The following is a 21822-nucleotide window of genomic DNA, read 5'->3' on the forward strand; positions in this document are numbered from 1 at the left end:
AGAGCACGATGCCCCAAGCCGCCCAGATGTCTCCTGTTCCTGAAAGCCAGGGGCAAACGTCGTCCGTAGAGCAGGCAAGCCGGCTTGGCCTTGAGCAGGCGTTCGCTTTGTTCAACCAGATGTCGAGCCAGCTTACCGACTCCTACAGCATGCTTGAGGCTCGGGTGACCGAGCTCAAGGGCGAACTGGCCGTGGTCAGCGCCCAGCGCATGCAGGAGCTGGCGGAAAAAGAGCGTCTGGCCAACCGTCTGCAAAACCTCCTCGATCTGTTGCCTGGCGGCGTCATTGTCATCGACGCCCAGGGCATTGTCCGCGAAGCCAACCCTGCCGCCTGCGACCTGCTGGGCCTGCCTCTCGAGGGCGAACTCTGGCGGCATGTCATCGCCCGTTGTTTCGCGCCACGGGAAGACGACGGCCATGAGATTTCGTTGAAGGATGGGCGGCGGCTGTCGATCGCCACCCGTTCGCTGGATGCCGAACCGGGCCAATTGGTGCTGCTCAACGACCTGACTGAAACCCGTCACCTGCAAGATCAGCTGGCCCGCCATGAGCGCCTGTCGTCCCTGGGGCGCATGGTGGCGTCCCTGGCGCATCAGATCCGTACGCCACTGTCCGCCGCACTGCTGTATGCCAGTCACCTGACCGAGCAGGCACTGCCTGTCGCCACCCAGCAGCGCTTTGCCGGGCGGCTGAAGGAGCGGTTGCATGAGCTGGAGCATCAGGTCCGCGACATGCTGGTGTTTGCCCGGGGCGAGTTGCCGCTGACCGATCGCGTGACGCCCAAGGCGTTGTTGCAGTCGCTGCAGGCGGCGGCCCTGACCCATGTGCAGGACGTGCCCGTGCGCTGGCAGTGCGACAGCCATGCGGGCGAGTTGCTGTGCAGCCGCGACACGCTGGTGGGGGCGGTGCTCAACCTGATCGAGAACGCGATCCAGGCCAGTGCCGGCCAGGTGCGCCTGAAAGTCCATCTTTATACCCGTGGCAACAGCTTGCGGTTGTGCGTCAGTGATAGCGGCAGCGGTATCGACGCTGCGGTACTGGCGCGTTTGGGGGAACCGTTTTTCACCACCAAGACCACGGGAACCGGCCTGGGGCTGACAGTCGTCAAGGCGGTGGCGCGTGCCCACCAGGGAGAATTGCTGCTGCGCTCGCGTCCTGGGCGCGGTACATGCGCGCTGGTGGTTCTGCCACTGTTCTGCGGCGCTCAAGGAGTGGAGTGAAGGTAATGGCAATCAAGGTTCTACTGGTTGAAGACGATCGCGCCCTGCGCGAAGCCCTGGCGGATACGCTGCTGTTGGCCGGTCATGACTACAAGGCGGTCGGCACTGCGGAGGAAGCGCTGGAGGCGGCGTCTGGCGAGTCATTCAGCCTGGTGGTCAGCGACGTCAACATGCCGGGCATGGACGGTCATCAGTTGTTGGGCCTGCTGCGCGCGCGCCAGCCGCAATTGCCGGTCTTGCTGATGACCGCCCATGGCGCGGTCGAGCGTGCGGTCGAGGCCATGCGTCAAGGCGCCGCCGACTACCTGGTCAAGCCCTTCGAGCCCAAGGCCCTGCTGGATCTGGTGGCGCGACATGCCCTGGGTTGCCTTGGGGCTGCCGAGGGCGAAGGACCGGTGGCATTCGAGCCGGCCAGCGCTCAATTGCTCGAACTGGCGGCGCGGGTCGCTCGCAGCGATTCCACCGTGTTGATCTCGGGCGAGTCCGGCACCGGCAAAGAGGTGCTGGCGCGTTACATCCACCAGCAGTCCCATCGCTCCAGCCAGCCCTTTATCGCCATCAACTGCGCGGCGATTCCGGACAACATGCTCGAAGCCACGCTGTTCGGTCACGAGAAGGGCGCCTTTACCGGCGCCATCGCCGCCCAGCCCGGCAAGTTCGAACAGGCCGATGGCGGCACTCTGCTGCTGGACGAGATTTCCGAAATGCCCCTGGCCCTGCAGGCCAAGCTATTGCGGGTGCTGCAGGAACGCGAAGTCGAGCGGGTTGGGGCGCGCAAGCCCATCGCCCTGGATATCCGGGTGGTGGCGACCACCAACCGCGACCTGGCCGGCGAAGTGGCGGCGGGGCGGTTCCGGGAAGACCTTTACTATCGGCTGTCGGTATTCCCGCTGGCCTGGCGTCCGCTGCGCGAGCGTACCGCCGATATCCTGCCGCTGGCCGAGCGCCTGCTGGCCAAGCACGTCAATAAAATGAAACACGCTGCCGCGCGGCTGTCGGCCGAAGCGCAGGCATGCCTGCTCGGTTATCCATGGCCGGGCAACGTGCGTGAACTGGACAACGCCATCCAGCGCGCGCTGATCCTGCAGCAGGGCGGCCTGATCCAGCCGGAAGATTTCTGCCTGGGCGGACCGCTGGCCTGTGCGCCATTGCCTGCCATGGCACCCGCCACGGTGGCGGCGGTGCGCAGTGCGCCGGTGGAGGCCGAGGTGCCGCCAGCCGAGTCGGCGGGGGCCTTGGGCGACGATCTGCGGCGTCGGGAGTTCCAGATGATCATCGACACCTTGCGCACCGAGCGCGGCCGACGCAAGGAGGCGGCCGAGCGCCTGGGTATCAGCCCGCGAACCTTGCGCTACAAGCTGGCGCAAATGCGCGATGCCGGAATGGACGTCGAGGCGTATCTGTTTGCAACATGAGTCGTTTAAGGCATGAAGCCATGCAGGCTTTTGTTCGGTGTCGCCGCGGAGCTGGCACCCTTGTTGCTAACACCTCACTAACCGCTGCGTGAGTGTCAAAAAATTGCGGGTCGTCGGAGAGAGTAGACCATGAGCCAAGGTATTGAATTTAATCGGTTGATGTTGGACATGCGGGCCATGCAAATGGACGCCATGGCCCAGCCAAAATCGGCCGCGGTGCCGCAGGTGGGCGGCAGCAGTTTTTCCGACATGCTTGGGCAGGCGGTGAACAAGGTCAACGACACTCAGCAGGCGTCCAGCCAGCTGGCCAGTGCCTTCGAGATCGGCAAGAGCGGTGTCGACCTGACCGACGTGATGATTTCCTCGCAGAAGGCCAGTGTGTCCTTCCAGGCGTTGACCCAGGTGCGCAACAAGCTGGTTCAGGCGTACCAAGACATCATGCAGATGCCGGTTTAAGGACGAGATTGAGTCATGGCAGAAGCAGTCGCCGATAACGTACCGGCCAAGGCCACTCCGACAGAAGGCAAGCCGCCGCTGTTCGGGTTGTCCTTTCTGGAAAACCTCTCCGAGATGACCATGTTGCGTCAGGTTGGCCTCATGGTCGGTCTGGCTGCCAGCGTGGCGATTGGTTTTGCCGTGGTGTTGTGGTCCCAGCAACCCGATTACCGTCCGTTGTACGGCAGCCTTGCCGGCATGGACGCCAAGCAGGTCATGGACACCCTGGCCTCCGCCGACATTCCCTACACCGTCGAGCCCAACTCCGGTGCCTTGCTGGTCAAGGCCGACGACCTGTCGCGCGCGCGCCTCAAGCTGGCCGCTGCCGGCGTGGCCCCGGGCGACGGCAATATCGGTTTCGAGATTCTCGATAAAGAGCAGGGCCTGGGCACCAGCCAATTCATGGAGGCGACCCGTTACCGTCGCGGCCTGGAAGGCGAGCTGGCGCGGACCATCTCCAGCCTGAACAACGTCAAGGGCGCACGCGTGCACCTGGCGATTCCGAAAAGCTCGGTGTTCGTGCGCGACGAGCGCAAGCCCAGCGCTTCGGTACTGGTCGAGCTGTATTCCGGCCGTTCGCTGGAGCCGGGCCAGGTGGTGGCCATCGTCAATCTGGTGGCGACCAGCGTTCCCGAGCTGAGCAAGTCGCAGATCACCGTGGTCGACCAGAAGGGCAACCTGCTCTCCGACCAGGCGGAAAACTCCGAACTGACCATGGCCGGCAAGCAATTCGACTACAGCCGCCGCATGGAAAGCATGCTGACCCAGCGTGTGCACAACATCCTGCAGCCGATCCTTGGCAACGACCGCTACAAGGCTGAAGTGTCCGCCGATGTGGACTTCAGTGCTGTCGAGTCGACCTCCGAACAGTTCAACCCGGACCAGCCGGCCTTGCGCAGCGAGCAGTCGGTCAACGAACAACGCTCCAGCAGCCTGGGCCCGCAAGGCGTTCCTGGCGCCCTGAGCAACCAGCCGCCGTCGCCGGCCAGCGCACCGCAGACCACCGGTGGCGCCACCGCTGCCGCCGGCATGGTGCAGCCAGGCCAGCCGCTGCTGGATGCCAACGGCCAGCAGATCATGGACCCGGCCACCGGCCAGCCGATGCTGGCGCCGTACCCGAACGACAAGCGTCAACAATCCACCAAGAACTTCGAACTGGATCGCTCCATCAGCCACACCAAGCAACAGCAGGGGCGTCTGAACCGGCTGTCGGTGGCGGTGGTGGTGGACGATCAGGTCAAGGTCAATCCGGCCAACGGCGAAACCAGTCGTGCGCCGTGGAGCGCCGACGAATTGGCGCGCTTTACCCGCCTGGTGCAGGACGCCGTGGGCTTCGACGCCAGCCGTGGCGACAGCGTCAGCGTGATCAACGTGCCGTTCTCGGCCGATCGCGGCGAGGTGATCGCCGACATTCCGTTCTACTCGCAGCCCTGGTTCTGGGACATCGTGAAGCAGGTCCTGGGTGTGCTGTTTATCCTGGTCCTGGTGTTCGGCGTGTTGCGTCCGGTGCTCAACAACATCACCGGTGGCGGCAAGGGCAAGCAACTGGCAGGTCTGGGCAGCGATGTCGAACTCGGCGGCATGGGCGGCCTGGATGGCGAGCTGGCCAACGATCGCGTCAGCCTCGGCGGCCCGCAAAGCATCCTGCTGCCTAGCCCGAGCGAAGGCTATGACGCACAGTTGAACGCAATCAAGAGTCTGGTGGCAGAAGACCCGGGTCGAGTGGCCCAGGTCGTGAAAGAGTGGATTAACGCAGATGAGTGATAACCGAGCCGCTACCGCCAAACTGACCCGGGTCGACAAGGCTGCGATCCTGCTGCTGTCCCTGGGTTCCACCGACGCCGCGCAGGTGCTGCGCCACATGGGCCCCAAAGAGGTCCAGCGAGTGGGCGTGGCCATGGCGCAGATGGGCAACGTGCATCGCGAGCAGGTCGAGCAGGTGATGAGCGAGTTCGTCGACATCGTCGGCGACCAGACCAGCCTGGGCGTGGGCTCCGACGACTATGTGCGCAAGATGCTCACCCAGGCCCTGGGCGAGGACAAGGCCAACGGCCTGATCGACCGCATCCTGCTGGGCGGCAACACCAGCGGCCTGGACAGCCTGAAGTGGATGGAACCGCGCGCCGTGGCGGACGTGATCCGTTACGAGCACCCGCAGATCCAGGCGATCGTGGTGGCGTACCTCGATCCGGACCAGGCGGGCGAAGTGCTTGGCAACTTCGACCACAAGGCGCGCCTGGACATCATCCTGCGGGTTTCCTCGCTCAATACCGTGCAGCCGGCCGCCCTGAAAGAACTCAACCAGATTCTCGAGAAGCAGTTCGCTGGTAACTCCAACGCCTCGCGTACCACCCTGGGTGGTATCAAGCGCGCTGCCGACATCATGAACTTCCTCGACAGCTCGATCGAAGGCCAGTTGATGGACTCGATCCGCGAAGTCGACGAAGACCTGTCCGGCCAGATCGAAGACCTCATGTTCGTGTTCAACAACCTTGCCGATGTCGACGACCGCGGCATCCAGGCATTGCTGCGCGAAGTGTCTTCCGACGTGCTGGTCCTGGCCCTCAAGGGGTCGGACGAAGGCGTCAAGGAAAAGATCTTCAAGAACATGTCCAAGCGGGCTGCCGAACTGCTGCGCGACGACCTCGAGGCCAAGGGCCCGGTGCGCGTCAGCGATGTGGAAACCGCGCAGAAGGAAATCCTCACCATTGCCCGCCGTATGGCCGAAGCCGGAGAAATCGTTCTCGGCGGGAAGGGCGGCGAAGAAATGATCTAAGGTCGCGTTATGTCGTCCAGCAGTGATGAGTCCCACAGCGACCTGATTCGCGCTCGGGACGTCGGTGGTTTCGACGTCTGGGCGCTGCCCAGTTTCGACCCCCATGTACCCGAGCCCGAGCCGGAACCGGTGGAAGAGCCGCCGGCGCAGATCGAGGAAGTGCCGCTGGAAGAAGTCCAGCCACTGACCCTCGAAGAGCTCGAGAGCATTCGCCAGGAAGCCTATAACGAAGGCTTCGCCACGGGCGAAAAGGAAGGTTTCCACAGCACCACGCTGAAGGTCCGCCAGGAAGCCGACGTGGCCCTGAGCGCCAAGCTGGAAGCGCTGGAAACGCTGATGGGCAATCTGTTCGAACCCATCGCCGAGCAGGACACACAGATTGAAAAGGCCCTGGTCAACCTGGTGCAGCACATGACGCGCCAGGTGATCCAGCGCGAGCTGGCCATCGACTCCAGCCAGATCGAGCATGTCATGCGCGAAGCCCTCAAGTTGCTGCCGCTGGGTGTGGGCAATGTGCGCCTGTACATCAATCCGCAGGATTTCGCCCAGGTCAAAAGCCTGCGCGAGCGCCACGAGGAAAGCTGGCGCATCGTCGAGGACGAAGCCATGTTGCCGGGCGGCTGCCGGGTCGAGACCGAGCACAGCCGGATCGATGCGACCATGGAAACCCGGATCGCCAAGATCATGGGCAAGCTGTCCGACCAGCTTCATGAGCAGGCTTTGCATCCCGCCGAATCGGACCTGAGCGTTGAGCTGGGGGCCGCCACCGGCAAGCCCGCCGCGGATGTCGACCCTGTCGACCCCGCGCAGGACCCCGCCGATGCGCCTTGACCGCACCAGCTTCGGCAAGCGCCTGAGCAGCTACGCCGAAGCCACCGAACTGCCGAACCAGCCGATTCTCGAAGGCCGCCTGCTGCGCATGGTCGGCCTGACCCTGGAGGCCGAAGGCCTGCGGGCGGCCATGGGCACGCGCTGCATGGTGATCAACGACGACAGCTATCACCCGGTGCAGGTCGAGGCCGAGGTGATGGGCTTCTCCGGCAGCAAGGTATTCCTGATGCCGGTCGGCAGCGTCGCCGGCATCGCGCCCGGCGCCCGGGTCGTGCCGCTGGCCGATACTGGCCGCCTGCCGATGGGCATGAGCATGCTCGGGCGGGTCCTCGACGGTGCTGGCCGTGCGTTGGACGGCAAGGGCGGGATGAAGGCCGAGGACTGGGTGCCGATGGACGGTCCGACCATCAACCCGCTCAAGCGCGACCCCATCAGTCGACCGCTGGACGTGGGCATTCGCTGCATCAACGGATTATTGACGGTGGGCCGCGGCCAGCGTCTTGGCCTGTTCGCCGGTACCGGTGTGGGCAAGAGTGTGCTGCTGGGCATGATGACCCGCTTTACCGAGGCCGACATCATCGTGGTCGGGCTGATCGGTGAGCGCGGCCGTGAGGTCAAGGAGTTCATCGAGCACATCCTCGGTGAGGAGGGGCTCAAGCGCTCCGTGGTGGTGGCGTCGCCGGCGGACGATGCGCCGCTGATGCGCCTGCGCGCGGCCATGTACTGCACGCGTATCGCCGAATATTTTCGCGACAAGGGCAAGAACGTCCTGTTGCTGATGGATTCCCTGACCCGTTTCGCCCAGGCCCAGCGGGAAATCGCCCTGGCCATCGGCGAGCCGCCTGCGACCAAGGGTTATCCGCCGTCGGTCTTCGCCAAGCTGCCGAAGCTGGTGGAGCGTGCGGGCAACGCCGAGGCTGGCGGCGGTTCGATCACCGCGTTCTATACCGTGTTGTCGGAAGGCGACGACCAGCAGGACCCGATCGCCGACTCGGCCCGTGGTGTGCTCGACGGGCACATCGTGCTGTCGCGGCGCCTGGCGGAGGAGGGGCATTACCCGGCGATCGATATCGAGGCGTCCATCAGTCGGGTCATGCCGGCGGTGGTGACCCCGGAGCACATGACTCGCGCCCAGTATTTCAAGCAACTATGGTCGCGTTACCAACAGGCGCGCGACCTGATCAGCGTCGGCGCTTACGTACCGGGCGGCGATCGCGAAACCGACGCCGCCATCTCGCTGCAGCCGTCGATGGTCGCGTACCTGCGCCAGGGGCTCAACGACAGCATCAGCCTGGGTGAAAGCGAAGCCCATCTGGAGATGGTTTTCGCTCCGGCGCCGGGCGGTTAATCCGTCATGGCCAACAGCCGTGCCGCGCGTCTGGCGCCGGTGGTCGACATGGCCGAAAGCGCCGAGCGCACCGCCGCCCAGCGCCTGGGGCATTTCCAGGGCCAGGTGCGCCTGGCGGAAAGCAAACTGGGGGACCTGGAACGCTTTCGTGCCGAATACCAGCAACAGTGGATCGAGCGAGGCAGTGCTGGGGTTTCCGGCCAGTGGCTGATGAATTACCAGCACTTCCTCAATCAGCTGGAAACCGCCGTGGGCCAGCAGCGGCAAAGCCTGGCCTGGCACCAGAACAACCTCAACCGCGCCCGGGAAACCTGGCAGCAGGCCTATGCCCGGGTCGAGGGTTTGCGCAAGCTGGTGCAACGCTACATCGATGAAGCCCGCCAACTGGAAGACAAGCGCGAGCAGAAGCTGCTCGACGAGCTGTCCCAGCGCCTGCCGCGCCAGGATCCGTACTGATCGCCACCCCATTCGTCGCCGCCAGGCGCTCGTCAGCGACGCTTCGGCGGTTGGGGTTGCCCAGGCTTGTACGGGGTGCTAAACCTTGTACAGATTGCCAATCACAAGGAAGCGAATCATGTCAGTCGTTACTGAAGTTTCACCGGACGGGCACAAACTGACGATTTCGATCAAGGGGCGTTTCGATTTCGGCCGTCATCAAGAGTTTCGCGAGTCCTACGAGCACCTCAACAAAAGGCCCGACTCCATAGTGGTGGACCTGAAAGACGCCACCTACCTCGACAGTTCCGCCCTGGGCATGCTCCTGTTGCTGCGCGATCACGCTGGCGGCGACGATTCCGACGTGCGAGTGATCAACAGCAACTCGGACGTGCGCAAGATTCTCGCCATTTCCAATTTCGACAAGCTGTTCGACATCAGTTGATCGACATGCAGTCGAGTGAGGCGCCTCTGTGCGTGCTGATCGCCGAGGACGGCACCAGCGACCGCATGTTGCTGTCGAGCATCGTCCGGCGCCAGGGGCACAAAGTGCTGACGGCGAGTAACGGCGCCGAGGCGGTGGAGCTGTTCATCCAGCAGCGCCCGCACCTGGTGTTGATGGACGCGATGATGCCGGTGATGGACGGTTTCGAGGCCGCCCGGCAGATCAAGCATCTGGCTGGCGAAGCGCTGGTGCCGATCATTTTCCTGACCTCGCTCACCCAGAGCGAGGCGTTGGCGCTCTGCCTGGAGGCCGGTGGCGACGATTTTCTGGCAAAACCCTACAGCCCGGTGATCCTGGCCGCCAAGATCAAGGCCATGGATCGCTTGCGGCGCCTGCAGGAAACCGTGCTGCAGCAGCGCGACCAGATCACCCAGCACCATGACTACCTGCTCAACGAGCAGCGGGTGGCCAAGGCGGTGTTCGACAAGGTGGCGCATTCCGGCTGCCTGAACGCGCCGAATATCCGCTACCTGCAGTCGCCGTACGCGCTGTTCAACGGCGATTTGCTGCTGGCTGCCTTTACCCCGACGGGCGACATGCATGTGCTGTTGGGGGATTTCACTGGCCACGGCTTGCCGGCGGCGGTGGGCGCGATGCCCCTGGCCGAGGTGTTTTACGGCATGACGGCCAAGGGTTACGGGCTGCCCGAAACCCTGCGCGAGATGAATGCCAAGCTCAAGCGCATCCTGCCGGTCGGCATGTTCTGTTGTGCGACGCTGCTGTGCCTGAGTTTCCAGCGGCGGGCGGTGGAGGTGTGGAACGGCGGCATGCCGGATGGCTACCTGCATCGCCTGGCAAGCGGGGAGCGGGTGCCGCTGGTGGCGCACCATCTGCCGCTGGGTGTGCTGGGCGCCGAGGCATTCGACGACCGCACCGAAGTCTTTCCCATGGCCCTGGGCGACCGGGTTTTTCTGTTGTCCGATGGGGTGATCGACACCTGCGACGCCAACGAGCAACTGTTCGGTGTCGAGCGCCTGCAGCGGGTGTTTGCCGCCAACCGCGAGCCGGACCTGTTGTTCGAGGAGATCCAGCGGGCCCTGAGCGAGTTTGGCGGGGATGCGCGGGACGACGTGAGCATGGTCGAGGTCAGCCTCCTCGAGGCCCGGCAACTGACGCCGCCGGCACTGGTGTACTCCGACAGCGGTCAGTCCTGCCCGTTGGACTGGTCGGTGAGTTTCGAGTACCGCGCCGCGACCCTCAAACGTTTCAACCCTTTGCCCTACCTGTTGCAGCTGCTGCTGGAAGTGCATGGCCTGCGGGCGCAGAGCGGGGCGCTCTACAGTGTGCTGGCCGAGTTGTATTCCAATGCCCTGGAGCATGGCGTATTGGGCCTGGACTCGAGTCTCAAGCGCGATGCCCAGGGGTTTTCCCGCTATTACCGGGAGCGCGCGGTACGCCTCGAAGCCTTGCAGGAGGGGTTTGTGCGGGTGCACCTGCAAGTGGAGCCTCAAGGGGCTGGCGGTCGTTTGCTGATCCGGGTCGAGGACAGCGGCAGTGGTTTCGATGTCGGGCGGGTAATGGCGCGGCCCGTCGATGGCGACCGTCTTTCCGGGCGCGGCGTCAGCCTGATCCGTCAGCTCAGCCGGCGTGCCAGCTGGTCTGACGATGGTCGTAGTGCCTGCGTGGAGTTTTCTTGGGAGCCTCTGGCATAATTCGCCGATTCTTGATCAAGGAGTGAGCAAGTGTCTGAGATTCATCTGGATCACGAGGTGCTGAACGCATTGCAGGAAGTCATGGAGGATGAGTATCCGCTGTTGCTCGACACCTTCCTCTGTGATTCCGAAGAGCGTTTGCGCCAGTTGCACAAGGTCGACGACCCCCGTCAACTTGTCGCCACTGCCCATAGCTTCAAGGGCAGCAGCAGCAATATGGGGGCGATTCGCCTGGCCGAGCTCTGTCATCAGTTGGAGCAGCGTGCCCAGGGCTCGTCGTTGCGCGGTATCGAGCAGCTGGTGGGCGAGATCGATGGCGAATTCGCCATTGTCCGGCAGCTGTGCGAGCAGGAACGCCAGCGTTTTCACTGCTGAAAAACCGCTGCAGCCCAAGCATTTTTCCGCGAGCCAGCAAAGCTGGCTCGACCTTTGCAATCAAGTCTCCCAACTGTACCTACGATCCCAGTGCAGCGGAGACCGTTTTCATGCCCCTTACCCCGAACATGCTTCTTCAGGCCGCTTCCCAGGCCAAGACTCAAGCGGCTTCCGCCACCCCCCAGGCCAGCGCCGCCGAGCCTGGGGACAAAGGCGCAAGCTTTGCCCGGGTGTTCGCCAAGGAGGCACTCGGCAAGCCGGTAGCGGCTGCCGACGGCCCGATCAAGCCGGCTCGCGACAAGGGTGGCGAAACCGCTGCCAAGGTGGATCAGGGCAAGGGCAAGACTGCCGCCCCCGAGCCTGCGGTTGCCGATAGCGGCAAAACCTTGCCTGCCGACAAGGCTGTTGCCAGTGGCGAAAAAGTCGCCGATGACCAGGCCGCGAGCAGCGATCAGCCGCTGGCCGAGAGCACGCCGGTCGACCCGACCCTTGATCCGGCGCTGATGCAGGCGACCCAGCCGGTGCCGTTGCCGGCGCCCGAGCCAGAAGTGGCGACTGCGCCGGTTCCGGCACAGCCGCCTGTGCAGCCGCAAGCGCAGCCGGTTATACCGGTGGTGACCAGCACCGCGACGCCGGTGCCGGTCGATCCGGAATTCGACCCTGAAGCCGATCCGCTGGATGCGCTGCCGGTGGTGCGCCTGGCCATGGAGCAGAGCGGCCATGTCTCGGCTTCCAGCCAGGCGCAGAGTAAGGCGGCGCCGAGCGTGGTGGCCGATGATGGGCCGACTTCGGCGCAGACCTTCGCCAGCGGCATGGCCAACATGCTGGACCTGCAGGTGGACAAGGACAGCACCGAGCAGGGCGGCGAAAAGGCTTTCAGCGGCCTGCTCGATGACGGTCTCAAGGACCTCAAGGGCGCTGCCAGCGACACCCGCGTCGACGATTTCGCCAACCGCCTGGCGGCCCTGACCCAGGCGGCCACGCCCAAGACCGCCAATGCCGTCCCGGTGAACCAGCCGCTGGCCATGCATCAGAGCGGCTGGACCGAAGAAGTGGTCAACCGGGTCATGTACCTGTCCAGCGTCAATCTGAAGTCGGCCGAGATCCAGTTGCAGCCGGCCGAGCTGGGGCGCCTGGACATTCGCGTGAACATGGTGCCGGACCAGCAGACCCAGGTGACCTTCATGAGTGCCCATGTCGGCGTGCGCGAGGCCCTCGAAGGGCAGATGCATCGCCTGCGCGACATGTTCCACCAGCAAGGCATGGGGCAGGTGGACGTCAACGTCTCCGACCAGTCGCGCAACTGGCAGGGTGGCCAGGAGCAGGCCCAGCAGGGGCAGCATCGCAGCAACGGCACCAGCGCCAGCGGCGGGCGTCTGGATGGGGTGGATGAAGAGCTGCCGCCGAGCGTCGCCGAAGTCGCCGCCAGCACCAGCACGGTCATCGGCAGCAGCGCCGTCGACTATTACGCCTGACCCGCTTCGGGCGTCATTGAACAGAAGATCGCCAGCCGTGTGACTCCGCGGCTGGCGATCTTCTGCTTTGCGCTTCCTCTATCCCTTCAGTTCATCCCAGTTCAGACAAATCTGGCATAACACTTGCTCTTGCCTTGCCGTGCGACTGTGAAAACCCGATTAGTGACGGATTATTGGCATGGCGAAGAGCGAAGCAGCAGAGAAAACCCCCGCCGGGAAAGGCAAACTCAAGCTTATCCTCTTGATTGTTCTGGCCTTGTTGCTGGCGATCGGTTTGTCCGTCGGGGCGACCTGGTACTTCATGCACAGCAGTGCCCAGAGCAAGCCTGCCGAGACGACCGAGGCGACCAGCAGCGTCAAGCCGGCGGCCATCTATGAGCCCATGGCACCAGCCTTCGTGGCCAACTACACACAGAACGGCCGCCAGCGCTACATGCAGGTGAGCATCACCCTGCTGGCGCGCAACCAGGCCGATCTGGACGCGCTGAAAGTGCATATGCCGGTGATCCGCAACAATCTGGTCATGCTCTTCTCCGGCCAGAGCTTCGACACCCTGGCGACTCCGGTCGGTCAGGAAATGCTGCGTCAGAAGGCCACCGCCAGCGTGCAGGAAGTGGCGCAGAAAGAGGTCGGCAAAGTGGTGGTCGAGCAGTTGCTCTTTACTAACTTCGTACTGCAGTAGGAACACGACATGGCCGTGCAGGACCTGCTGTCCCAGGATGAGATCGACGCGCTGCTGCATGGCGTCGATGACGGTCTGGTACAGACCGAACACGCCGCCGAGCCCGGCAGCGTCAAAAGCTACGACCTGACCAGCCAGGATCGCATCGTCCGCGGACGCATGCCGACCCTGGAGATGATCAACGAACGTTTTGCCCGCTACACCCGTATCAGCATGTTCAACATGCTGCGCCGTTCGGCGGACGTGGCGGTGGGCGGCGTGCAGGTGATGAAGTTCGGCGAATACGTGCACTCGCTGTACGTGCCGACCAGCCTCAACCTGGTGAAGATCAAGCCGCTGCGCGGTACCGCGCTGTTCATCCTCGACGCCAAGCTGGTGTTCAAGCTGGTGGACAACTTCTTCGGCGGCGACGGTCGTCACGCCAAGATCGAAGGTCGTGAATTCACCCCGACCGAATTGCGCGTGGTGCGCATGGTGCTGGAGCAGGCTTTCGTCGACCTGAAGGAAGCCTGGCAGGCGATCATGGAAGTCAACTTCGAGTACATCAACTCCGAAGTGAACCCGGCCATGGCCAACATCGTCGGCCCGAGCGAAGCGATCGTGGTCTCGACCTTCCACATCGAACTCGATGGCGGTGGCGGCGACCTGCACGTGACCATGCCGTACTCGATGATCGAGCCGGTGCGGGAAATGCTCGACGCCGGCTTCCAGTCGGACCTGGACGACCAGGACGAGCGCTGGAGCAAGGCCCTGCGCGAAGACGTGCTGGACGTGGATGTGCCTTTGAGCGCCACGGTGGCCCGCCGGCAGTTGCGCCTGCGCGACATCCTGCACATGCAGCCAGGGGATGTGATCCCGGTGGAGCTGCCTGAAGACATGATCATGCGCGCCAACGGCGTACCGGCGTTCAAGGTCAAGCTCGGTTCGCACAAGGGCAACCTGGCCCTGCAAGTGATCGAGCCGATCGAGCGCCGTTGAGCGGCGTTGTTATGAATTCGCTTTGTTAATGATTTTTTGCCCGCCGAGGACAACATGGCTGACGAACACGAAATGACTTCCGCAGAAGACCAGGCCCTGGCTGATGAGTGGGCGGCTGCCCTGCAGGAAACCGGCGACGCCGGGCAAGACGATATCGATGCCTTGCTGGCGGCCGATGCGGCCAGCGCGCCAGCGTCCAATCGCCTGCCGATGGAAGAGTTCGGCAGCGTGCCGAAGAACAACGAGCCGGTGACCCTCGACGGTCCGAACCTGGACGTGATCCTGGATATCCCGGTATCGATCTCCATGGAGGTCGGCAGCACCGACATCAACATTCGCAACCTGCTGCAACTCAACCAGGGGTCGGTGATCGAACTCGATCGCCTGGCCGGCGAGCCGCTGGATGTGCTGGTCAACGGCACGCTGATCGCCCATGGCGAAGTGGTGGTGGTCAACGAGAAGTTCGGCATCCGCCTGACCGACGTGATCAGCCCGAGCGAACGCATCAAGAAGCTGCGCTAAGTGAGAAAGGCACTCGCGCTGTTCCTGGCCTGGCCGCTCTGGGCCCTGGCCGCCGAGCCGGTGGCCGGTACCGCCGCGCCAGCGGTTGGCAGCAGCGGCGTGGCCGGGCAGCTGACCCAGCTGGTGCTGGGCCTGTTGCTGGTGGTGGGGCTGATCTTCTTCCTCGCCTGGCTGTTGCGCCGGGTGCAGCAGGCCGGACCAGCCGGCAAGGGCCAGGTCATCGAGCTGATCGGTTCGCGGGCGCTTGGCCCGCGGGACCGGCTGGTGCTGGTGCAGGTCGGCAACGAACAGATTCTGCTCGGCCTGACGCCGGGCACCATCACTGCGTTGCATGTGCTCAAGGAGCCGGTGCAGGTGCCGAGCACCGAGCAGGCGACTCCGGAGTTTGCCCAGCGCCTGATGGAGCTGTTGGGTAAGGATCAGAAGGATAAGAAGTAATGCCGTTGCGCCTCCTCTTGATGTTGGCCCTGATGCTGGCGACGCCGCTGGCGCTGGCGGCCGACCCGTTGTCGATCCCGGCGATCACCCTCGGCACCAATGCCGACGGCCAGCAGGAATACTCGGTCAGCCTGCAGATCCTGTTGATCATGACCGCGCTGAGCTTCATTCCGGCGTTCGTCATGCTGATGACCAGCTTTACCCGGATCATCATCGTGTTCTCGATCCTGCGTCAGGCCCTGGGCCTGCAGCAGACGCCGTCGAACCAGATCCTCACCGGCATGGCGCTGTTCCTGACGATGTTCATCATGGCCCCGGTGTTCGACCGGGTGAACCAGGATGCCCTGCAGCCGTACCTGGCGGAGAAGCTCAGCGCCCAGGACGCGGTGGCCAAGGCCCAGGTGCCGATCAAGGACTTCATGCTGGCCCAGACCCGCAGCAGCGACCTGGAGCTGTTCATGCGCCTGTCCAAGCGCACTGATATCGCGACGCCGGACCAGGCGCCGCTGACGATCCTGGTGCCGGCCTTCGTCACCTCGGAGCTGAAGACCGCGTTCCAGATCGGTTTCATGATCTTCATTCCGTTCCTGATCATCGACCTGGTGGTCGCCAGTGTGCTGATGGCCATGGGCATGATGATGCTCTCGCCGCTGATCATTTCCCTGCCGTTCAAGATCATGCTGTTCGTGCTGGTGGATGGCTGGGCCCTGATTATCGGCACCCTGGCGGGCAGTTTCGGTGGTGTTTAGAACCTTGTTGGCGGGTGACGCGTTATGACGCCTGAAGTCGCAGTAGACCTGTTTCGCGAAGCGCTCTGGCTGACCACCATGATGGTCGCCATCCTGGTGATCCCCAGCCTGCTGGTGGGCTTGCTGGTGGCGATGTTCCAGGCCGCCACCCAGATCAACGAACAGACCCTGAGCTTCCTGCCGCGCCTGCTGGTGATGCTGGTGACGCTGATCGTCGCCGGTCCCTGGCTGGTGCAGACCTTCATGGAATACATCCTGCAGTTGTACGGCAGTATTCCGCAGTTGATCGGCTGAATCATGTCTCTGCTGGCGCTTACCGATACGCAGATCAGCACCTGGGTCGCCAGCTTCATGCTGCCGCTGTTTCGTATCGGCGCCGTGCTGATGACCATGCCGGTCTTCGGCACGACCCTGGTGCCGACCCGCATCCGTCTGTATTTCACCCTGGCCATCACGGTCGTGGTGGTGCCGGGGCTGCCGCCCATGCCGGCGGTCAATGCACTGGATCTCGGCGGGCTGCTGCTGATTGCCGAGCAGATCATCATCGGTGCCTTGTTCGGTTTCTCCCTGCAGTTGTTCTTCCAGGCTTTCGTGATCGCCGGGCAGATCGTTTCGACGCAGATGGGCATGGGCTTCGCGTCCATGGTCGACCCCACCAACGGTGTTTCGGCGGCGGTGATCGGGCAGTTCCTGACCATGCTGGTGACCTTGCTGTTCCTCGGCATGAATGGGCATCTGGTGGTCTTCGAGGTGCTGACCGAGAGCTTCACCACCTTGCCGGTGGGCAGTGCGCTGCTGGTCAACCATTTCTGGGACATCGCCGGCAAGCTGGGTTGGGTGCTGGGCGCCGCGCTGTTGCTGGTATTGCCGGCGATCACCGCGCTGCTGGTGGTGAACATCGCCTTTGGCGTGATGACCCGCGCGGCGCCGCAGTTGAACATTTTCTCCATCGGCTTTCCGCTGACCCTGGTGCTGGGCCTGGTGATTTTCTGGGTCAGCCTGGGCGACATTCTCAACCAGTACCAACCGCTGGCCGTCGAGGCCCTGCAGTTGCTGCGCAACCTGGCACAGGCGCGTTGAACCATGGCTGAGAGCGAGAGCGGTCAGGACAAGACAGAAGACCCCACGGAGAAACGCAAGAAGGACTCCCGGGAAAAGGGCGAGATTGCCCGCTCCAAGGAACTCAATACCCTGGCAATCACCATGATCGGCGCCGCCGGCCTGCTGATCTACGGCGCGGGAGTGGCCCGGGACCTGCTGGAAATCATGCGCCTGAATTTCTCCCTGCCGCGCGAGGTGCTGCTCAGTCCCGGCGCCATGGGCCTGTACCTGCTGCATTCGGGCAAGATCGCGATTATCGCCGCGATGCCGATCCTGCTGCCCCTGGTGCTGGCGGCGCTGATCGGTCCGATCTCCCTGGGCGGTTGGCTGTTTTCCACCAAGAGCCTGGCGCCCAAGTTCAGCCGCATGAACCCGCTCAGCGGCATGAAGCGCATGGTGTCCCCGACCTCGCTGATCGAGTTGCTCAAGGCCTTCGCCAAGTTCGTGGTGATCCTGATCGTGGCCTTGTCGGTGCTGTCTTCGGACATCGACGACCTGCTGCGGATCGCCCACGAGCCGCTGGAGCAGGCGATTATCCACAGTGTGCAAGTGGTGGCCTGGAGCACCTTGTGGATGGCTTGCGGGCTGATCCTGATCGCCGCGGTGGACGTGCCGGTGCAGCTGTACCAGAGCTACAAGAAGCTGCTGATGACCAAGCAGGAAGTGCGTGACGAGCACAAGGATCAGGAGGGGCGTCCGGAGGTCAAGCAGCGGATTCGCCAGGTCCAGCGCGAGATGTCGCAGCGGCGGATGATGGCGGCGATTCCCGAGGCGGATGTGGTGATCACCAACCCGACCCACTACGCCGTGGCGCTCAAGTACGACGCCGAGAAGGGGGGGGCGCCGGTGTTGCTGGCCAAGGGCAGCGATTTCCTGGCGCTGAAGATCCGCGAGATCGCCGTGGCCAACGAGGTGCTGTTGCTGGAGTCGCCGGCGCTGGCGCGTTCGATCTACTACTCCACCGAGCTGGAGCAGGAAATCCCCGCCGGGCTTTATCTGGCGGTGGCCCAGGTGCTGGCGTATGTCTATCAGATTCGCCAGCACCGGGCCGGCAAAGGCAAGCGTCCCGATCCGCTCAAGGACCTGCCGATTCCGCCGGATTTGCGTCGCGATTCTTGATCTGCGCCTTGGCGTCGATGGCGCTGGAGTCACCCTTGTTAGTCGGTGATGGCGCAACGCCATAAATCAGTTTGCCTTCCAGGCCAAAGTTGGAAGGCTTCTTGCAATACCCGCCCTGCGCCGCCTCCAGGCGTCAAAAGTTTGCTTCAAGGGAACGGGGAATACCGGTGGATCGCTCTCAGTTAATCAGTACGGCTCGCACTAACCTGGCCGACCTCAGTCGAGGGAACCTGGGGGTGCCGCTGTTGCTGCTGGTCATGCTGGCCATGATGATGCTGCCGGTGCCGCCGTTCCTGCTGGACGTGTTCTTCACCTTCAACATCGCCCTGTCGATCGTCGTGCTGCTGGTCTGTGTGTATGCCCTGCGGCCGCTGGATTTCGCGGTATTCCCGACCATCCTGCTGGTGGCGACCCTGTTGCGCCTGGCGCTGAACGTGGCCTCCACGCGGGTGGTGATGCTCCACGGCCAGGACGGTCACGCCGCCGCCGGTAAAGTGATCCAGGCCTTCGGCGAGGTGGTGATTGGCGGCAACTACGTGGTCGGTATCGTGGTGTTCGCGATCCTGATGATCATCAACTTCGTGGTGGTGACCAAGGGTGCCGGGCGGATTTCCGAGGTGAGCGCACGTTTCACCCTCGATGCGATGCCGGGCAAGCAGATGGCCATCGACGCCGACCTCAACGCCGGCCTGATCGACCAGGCCCAGGCCAAGGCCCGCCGCTCGGAAGTGGCCCAAGAGGCCGAGTTCTACGGTTCCATGGACGGTGCCAGCAAGTTCGTCCGCGGTGACGCCATCGCCGGCCTGCTGATCCTGTTCATCAACCTGATCGGGGGCATGGCGGTCGGTATCTTCCAGCACCACATGTCCTTCGGCGATGCCGGCCGGGTCTACGCCTTGCTGACCATCGGTGACGGTTTGGTGGCGCAATTGCCATCGCTGCTGCTGTCCACCGCGGCCGCGATCATGGTGACCCGTGCTTCCGGTTCCGAAGACATGGGCAAACAGATCAACCGGCAGATGTTCGCCTCGCCCCGGGCCCTGGCTGTCGCCGCTGGCCTGATGGCGGTGATGGGCCTGGTGCCGGGCATGCCGCACTTTTCCTTCCTGAGCATGGCGGCCCTGGCGGCCGGCGCCGCGTACCTGTTCTGGAAACGCCAGAACGTGGTCAAGGTCAAGGCGCTGGAAGAGGTCAAGCGCCAGCAGGAACTGCTGCCATCGCCGGCCCGCGCCCAGGAAACCAAGGAGCTGGGCTGGGACGATGTGACCCAGATCGACATGATCGGCCTGGAAGTCGGCTACCGCCTGATTCCCCTGGTGGACCGCAACCAGGGTGGGCAATTGCTGGCGCGGATCAAGGGCGTGCGCAAGAAGCTGTCCCAGGACCTGGGCTTCCTCATGCCCACCGTGCATATTCGCGACAACCTCGACCTGGCGCCCAGCGCCTACCGGCTGACGCTGATGGGGGTGATCCTGGCCGAGGCCGAGATTTACCCGGATCGCGAGCTGGCGATCAACCCGGGGCAGGTCTATGGCACGCTCAACGGCATCAACGCCAAAGATCCGGCCTTCGGCCTGGAGGCGGTGTGGATCGAGATCAGCCAGCGCGCCCAGGCGCAGTCGCTGGGCTACACCGTGGTCGACGCCAGCACCGTGGTCGCCACCCACCTCAACCAGATTCTGTACAAGCACTCCAGCGAGCTGATCGGCCACGAAGAAGTCCAGCAGCTCTTGCAATTGCTGGCCAAGGGTTCGCCGAAGCTGGCGGAAGAGCTGGTGCCGGGCGTGCTTTCGTTGTCCCAGCTGCTCAAGGTGCTGCAGGCGCTGCTGGCCGAACAGGTGCCGGTGCGCGATATCCGCAGCATTGCCGAGGCCATCGCGAACAATGCCGCCAAGAGTCAAGATACTGCCGCTTTGGTGGCCGCGGTGCGTGTCGGATTGTCGCGCGCCATCGTGCAAAGCATTGTAGGCACTGAGTCCGAGCTGCCTGTGATCACCTTGGAGCCCAGGTTGGAACAGATTTTGCTCAATAGTCTGCAGAAGGCAGGACAAGGCTCGGAAGAGGGTGTCCTGTTGGAGCCAAGCATGGCTGAGAAGCTGCAGCGTTCGTTGATCGAAGCCGCGCAGCGCCAGGAAATGCAAGGTCAACCGGTGATTCTGCTGGTAGCCGGTCCGGTCCGCGCGATGCTCTCGCGGTTCGGACGCCTGGCGGTCCCGGGCTTGCACGTGTTGGCGTACCAGGAAATCCCTGACAACAAGCAAGTGACCATCGTTGCGACAGTAGGGCCCAACGGCTGAGGTAGTGGGTTATGCAAGTTAAGCGTTTTTTCGCCGCCGATATGCGTCAGGCCATGAAGCTGGTTCGTGATGAGCTGGGCGCCGACGCCGCCATCATTGGCAATCGCCGCATCGCCGGCGGTGTCGAGCTGACGGCTGCCCTGGATTACAAGCTGTCGGCGCTGGCGCCACGGGTGCCGAACATGGAGCTCGAGGACGAACTGCGCAAGACTCAGTCGCGCATCGTCACCGCCCAGGCCGAACTGAGCCTGCGTGGCGACGGCGATGCCAGCACCAATCGCCAGCTGTTCGCCGGCCTGCCGCTGACCGCCGCCGAGCCGCTGATCGAACCTACATTCAACGAACCCCAGCGCCCGGCCCCGGTAGTCGCTGCACCGGCGGTCGATCAGCGGGCGCTGGACTCGATGCGTTTTGAACTCAATGGCCTGCGCGAGCTGCTGGAAGTCCAGCTCGGCTCCCTGGCCTGGAGCCAGCTGCAAGGCAGCCGGCCCGAGCAGGCCAACCTGTGGCGGCGCCTGCAGCGTATCGGCTTGTCCGGTCCGCTGGCCCGCGACCTGCTGGCGCTGATCACTGAAATCGACGAACCCCGCCAGGCCTGGCGCATGCTCCTGGCCCACCTGGCGCGGATGATCGTGACCCCGGAAGTCGAGCCGCTGGAGGAGGGCGGTGTGATCGCCATGGTCGGCCCCGCCGGCATGGGCAAGACCACCACCCTGGCCAAGCTGGCCGCGCGTTATGTACTCAAGTACGGCGCGCAGAACATCGCGCTGGTGAGCATGGACAGCTACCGCATCGGCGCCCAGGAACAGCTCAAGACCCTGGGCCGGATCCTCAACGTCTCGGTGACCCATGTCGACCCGGGCCAGTCCCTGGCGCAAGCCCTCGATCCGCTGCTGCGCAAGCGTGTGGTGCTGATCGACACCGCCGGCCTGCAAGCCAGCGACCCGGCCCTGCGCATGCAGCTGGAAAGCCTGGCCGGACGTGGCATCCGGGCAAAAAATTATCTGGTCTTGGCAACCACCAGCCAGAAACAGGTTCTAACCGCCGCATACCACAGCTACAAGCGTTGCGGGCTGGCCGGCTGCATCCTGACTAAACTGGATGAAACCGCCAGCCTTGGTGAGGTGTTGAGCCTGGCGATCAGTCATGAACTCCCCGTTGCCTATCTGACCGATGGCCCGCGGATTCCGGACGATCTGCACTTGCCGCGCCGTCACCAGCTGGTCAGTCGTGCGGTGAGCGTGCAGATGCAGGAAGAACCCAGCGAAGAAGCCATGGCTGACATGTTCGCTGACCTCTACCACAACCCGACCAAGCGGGTTGGCTGAGGGAATCATGAAAAGATTGCAATGTACCTACATCGATGGTCTGCCAGGCATTGTTCCGTTGGTGAACGCGCAGCCAGTTAT

Annotated in this window: 22 protein-coding genes; all 22 read left to right on the forward strand. The window is 63.7% G+C overall.

Annotated features, from left to right (window positions below):
* The first annotated feature begins 8 nt into the window (after positions 1-8).
* The 22 genes from AC07Y9_RS12000 (at position 9) to flhF (ending at position 21741) form a co-directional block, all read left to right on the forward strand.
* The gene (locus tag AC07Y9_RS12000; RefSeq protein WP_101337168.1) at positions 9-1220 is read left to right on the forward strand and encodes a sensor histidine kinase; all 1212 of its coding nucleotides are present in this window, start codon (positions 9-11) and stop codon (positions 1218-1220) included.
* Between the two features lie 5 nt (positions 1221-1225).
* A complete protein-coding gene (fleR, locus tag AC07Y9_RS12005) occupies positions 1226-2635 on the forward strand; it encodes a sigma-54-dependent response regulator transcription factor FleR (protein ID WP_102678473.1) in 1410 nt (469 codons plus the stop codon).
* 129 nt (positions 2636-2764) lie between these two features.
* Positions 2765-3091 carry a flagellar hook-basal body complex protein FliE gene (gene fliE / locus AC07Y9_RS12010; RefSeq protein WP_102678472.1) on the forward strand — a complete coding sequence of 109 codons (327 nt, stop codon included), beginning with the start codon at positions 2765-2767 and terminating at the stop codon, positions 3089-3091.
* 15 nt (positions 3092-3106) lie between these two features.
* A complete protein-coding gene (gene fliF / locus AC07Y9_RS12015; RefSeq protein WP_007922632.1) occupies positions 3107-4894 on the forward strand; it encodes a flagellar basal-body MS-ring/collar protein FliF in 1788 nt (595 codons plus the stop codon).
* The gene (gene fliG / locus AC07Y9_RS12020) at positions 4887-5906 is read left to right on the forward strand and encodes a flagellar motor switch protein FliG (RefSeq protein ID WP_007922630.1); all 1020 of its coding nucleotides are present in this window, start codon (positions 4887-4889) and stop codon (positions 5904-5906) included. The genes fliF and fliG overlap by 8 nt, the downstream gene beginning before the upstream one ends.
* 9 nt (positions 5907-5915) lie before the next feature.
* Complete coding sequence (gene fliH, locus AC07Y9_RS12025; protein ID WP_102678471.1) at positions 5916-6737, forward strand: flagellar assembly protein FliH; 822 nt, start codon at positions 5916-5918, stop codon at positions 6735-6737.
* Positions 6727-8085 (forward strand): flagellar protein export ATPase FliI, encoded by a 1359-nt coding sequence (gene fliI / locus AC07Y9_RS12030; RefSeq protein ID WP_102678470.1) that lies wholly within the window; start codon positions 6727-6729, stop codon positions 8083-8085. The genes fliH and fliI overlap by 11 nt, the downstream gene beginning before the upstream one ends.
* A 6-nt stretch (positions 8086-8091) precedes the next feature.
* Positions 8092-8541 (forward strand): flagellar export protein FliJ, encoded by a 450-nt coding sequence (gene fliJ / locus AC07Y9_RS12035; protein ID WP_007922624.1) that lies wholly within the window; start codon positions 8092-8094, stop codon positions 8539-8541.
* A gap of 118 nt (positions 8542-8659) precedes the next feature.
* Entirely contained in the window at positions 8660-8965 is a 306-nt protein-coding gene (locus tag AC07Y9_RS12040) for an STAS domain-containing protein (RefSeq protein WP_102678469.1), read from the forward strand.
* A gap of 5 nt (positions 8966-8970) precedes the next feature.
* Positions 8971-10677: an ATP-binding SpoIIE family protein phosphatase gene (locus tag AC07Y9_RS12045; protein WP_102678498.1), complete on the forward strand. Its 1707-nt coding sequence runs from the start codon at positions 8971-8973 to the stop codon at positions 10675-10677.
* Between the two features lie 30 nt (positions 10678-10707).
* On the forward strand, positions 10708-11052 hold the full coding sequence (locus AC07Y9_RS12050) for an Hpt domain-containing protein (protein WP_007922619.1): 345 nt from the start codon (positions 10708-10710) through the stop codon (positions 11050-11052).
* Between the two features lie 110 nt (positions 11053-11162).
* Positions 11163-12527, forward strand: a complete 1365-nt coding sequence (locus tag AC07Y9_RS12055; RefSeq protein WP_102678468.1) for a flagellar hook-length control protein FliK — start codon at positions 11163-11165, stop codon at positions 12525-12527.
* A gap of 178 nt (positions 12528-12705) precedes the next feature.
* A complete protein-coding gene (fliL, locus tag AC07Y9_RS12060; RefSeq protein ID WP_007922529.1) occupies positions 12706-13209 on the forward strand; it encodes a flagellar basal body-associated protein FliL in 504 nt (167 codons plus the stop codon).
* Positions 13210-13218: 9 nt separating this feature from the next.
* On the forward strand, positions 13219-14187 hold the full coding sequence (gene fliM / locus AC07Y9_RS12065) for a flagellar motor switch protein FliM (protein ID WP_009042741.1): 969 nt from the start codon (positions 13219-13221) through the stop codon (positions 14185-14187).
* A gap of 54 nt (positions 14188-14241) precedes the next feature.
* Positions 14242-14709, forward strand: coding sequence for a flagellar motor switch protein FliN (gene fliN / locus AC07Y9_RS12070; RefSeq protein ID WP_009042742.1), 468 nt, complete (start codon positions 14242-14244; stop codon positions 14707-14709).
* Positions 14710-15147: a flagellar biosynthetic protein FliO gene (fliO, locus tag AC07Y9_RS12075; protein ID WP_087088873.1), complete on the forward strand. Its 438-nt coding sequence runs from the start codon at positions 14710-14712 to the stop codon at positions 15145-15147.
* The gene (gene fliP / locus AC07Y9_RS12080; RefSeq protein ID WP_102678467.1) at positions 15147-15896 is read left to right on the forward strand and encodes a flagellar type III secretion system pore protein FliP; all 750 of its coding nucleotides are present in this window, start codon (positions 15147-15149) and stop codon (positions 15894-15896) included. Before fliO ends, fliP begins: the two co-directional genes overlap by 1 nt.
* 24 nt (positions 15897-15920) lie before the next feature.
* Positions 15921-16190: a flagellar biosynthesis protein FliQ gene (fliQ, locus tag AC07Y9_RS12085; protein ID WP_003184009.1), complete on the forward strand. Its 270-nt coding sequence runs from the start codon at positions 15921-15923 to the stop codon at positions 16188-16190.
* Positions 16191-16193: 3 nt separating this feature from the next.
* Positions 16194-16976: a flagellar biosynthetic protein FliR gene (gene fliR / locus AC07Y9_RS12090; RefSeq protein ID WP_087088871.1), complete on the forward strand. Its 783-nt coding sequence runs from the start codon at positions 16194-16196 to the stop codon at positions 16974-16976.
* 3 nt (positions 16977-16979) lie between these two features.
* On the forward strand, positions 16980-18116 hold the full coding sequence (flhB, locus tag AC07Y9_RS12095; RefSeq protein ID WP_007922509.1) for a flagellar biosynthesis protein FlhB: 1137 nt from the start codon (positions 16980-16982) through the stop codon (positions 18114-18116).
* A 167-nt stretch (positions 18117-18283) separates the two neighbouring features.
* Positions 18284-20413, forward strand: a complete 2130-nt coding sequence (gene flhA / locus AC07Y9_RS12100) for a flagellar biosynthesis protein FlhA (protein WP_053260128.1) — start codon at positions 18284-18286, stop codon at positions 20411-20413.
* An 11-nt stretch (positions 20414-20424) separates the two neighbouring features.
* Complete coding sequence (flhF, locus tag AC07Y9_RS12105) at positions 20425-21741, forward strand: flagellar biosynthesis GTPase FlhF (RefSeq protein WP_007922507.1); 1317 nt, start codon at positions 20425-20427, stop codon at positions 21739-21741.
* Positions 21742-21822: the final 81 nt, after the last annotated feature.

The sequence above is a fragment of the Pseudomonas sp. GW456-L12 genome, assembly GCF_059424045.1.

Bases quoted from the DNA above. Each gene is read 5' to 3' on its own strand.
- fliI (WP_102678470.1), top strand. From the start codon at position 6,727: ATGCGCCTTGACCGCACCAGCTTCGGCAAGCGCCTGAGCAGCTACGCC.
- fliE (WP_102678472.1), top strand. From the start codon at position 2,765: ATGAGCCAAGGTATTGAATTTAATCGGTTGATGTTGGACATGCGGGCC.
- fliL (WP_007922529.1), top strand. From the start codon at position 12,706: ATGGCGAAGAGCGAAGCAGCAGAGAAAACCCCCGCCGGGAAAGGCAAA.
- AC07Y9_RS12040 (WP_102678469.1), top strand. From the start codon at position 8,660: ATGTCAGTCGTTACTGAAGTTTCACCGGACGGGCACAAACTGACGATT.
- fliQ (WP_003184009.1), top strand. From the start codon at position 15,921: ATGACGCCTGAAGTCGCAGTAGACCTGTTTCGCGAAGCGCTCTGGCTG.
- flhB (WP_007922509.1), top strand. From the start codon at position 16,980: ATGGCTGAGAGCGAGAGCGGTCAGGACAAGACAGAAGACCCCACGGAG.
- fleR (WP_102678473.1), top strand. From the start codon at position 1,226: ATGGCAATCAAGGTTCTACTGGTTGAAGACGATCGCGCCCTGCGCGAA.
- fliR (WP_087088871.1), top strand. From the start codon at position 16,194: ATGTCTCTGCTGGCGCTTACCGATACGCAGATCAGCACCTGGGTCGCC.
- fliH (WP_102678471.1), top strand. From the start codon at position 5,916: ATGTCGTCCAGCAGTGATGAGTCCCACAGCGACCTGATTCGCGCTCGG.
- fliP (WP_102678467.1), top strand. From the start codon at position 15,147: ATGCCGTTGCGCCTCCTCTTGATGTTGGCCCTGATGCTGGCGACGCCG.
- AC07Y9_RS12000 (WP_101337168.1), top strand. From the start codon at position 9: ATGCCCCAAGCCGCCCAGATGTCTCCTGTTCCTGAAAGCCAGGGGCAA.
- fliJ (WP_007922624.1), top strand. From the start codon at position 8,092: ATGGCCAACAGCCGTGCCGCGCGTCTGGCGCCGGTGGTCGACATGGCC.
- flhF (WP_007922507.1), top strand. From the start codon at position 20,425: ATGCAAGTTAAGCGTTTTTTCGCCGCCGATATGCGTCAGGCCATGAAG.
- fliF (WP_007922632.1), top strand. From the start codon at position 3,107: ATGGCAGAAGCAGTCGCCGATAACGTACCGGCCAAGGCCACTCCGACA.
- fliN (WP_009042742.1), top strand. From the start codon at position 14,242: ATGGCTGACGAACACGAAATGACTTCCGCAGAAGACCAGGCCCTGGCT.
- fliM (WP_009042741.1), top strand. From the start codon at position 13,219: ATGGCCGTGCAGGACCTGCTGTCCCAGGATGAGATCGACGCGCTGCTG.
- AC07Y9_RS12045 (WP_102678498.1), top strand. From the start codon at position 8,971: ATGCAGTCGAGTGAGGCGCCTCTGTGCGTGCTGATCGCCGAGGACGGC.
- AC07Y9_RS12055 (WP_102678468.1), top strand. From the start codon at position 11,163: ATGCCCCTTACCCCGAACATGCTTCTTCAGGCCGCTTCCCAGGCCAAG.
- fliG (WP_007922630.1), top strand. From the start codon at position 4,887: ATGAGTGATAACCGAGCCGCTACCGCCAAACTGACCCGGGTCGACAAG.